1 protein-coding gene is annotated in these 328 nt (G+C 74.7%); it reads left to right on the plus strand.

Features of this window, described 5'->3' with window-relative positions:
* A partial coding sequence (larC, locus tag ACLBX8_RS31730; RefSeq protein ID WP_447716416.1) for a nickel insertion protein occupies positions 1-328 on the plus strand: 328 nt, incomplete at both ends.

The following is a 328-nucleotide window of genomic DNA, read 5'->3' on the forward strand; positions in this document are numbered from 1 at the left end:
CATACCGGGCAGCACGACCATCCGCCTGCTCACGATCACAGCCACGATCACGGCCACGATCATGCCCACGGCCACGGCCACCGTCCCTGGTCGGGGATCCGCGCCGCGCTGGAGGCGGCGGGTCTCGCGCCGGCTGTGCGGGCGCACGCGCTCGGCATCTTCGGGCATCTGGCCGCGGCGGAAGCCCGCGTCCACGGCATCGCGGTCGACGCGGTGGCGTTCCACGAGGCCGGCGCCGCCGACTCGATCGCCGACATCGTCGCCGCCGCCCACCTGATCGCCGCCCTGGAGGCGCGCAGCTGGAGCGTCTCGGCCCTGCCACTGGGCT

This window comes from Methylobacterium sp. D48H (assembly GCF_053345715.1).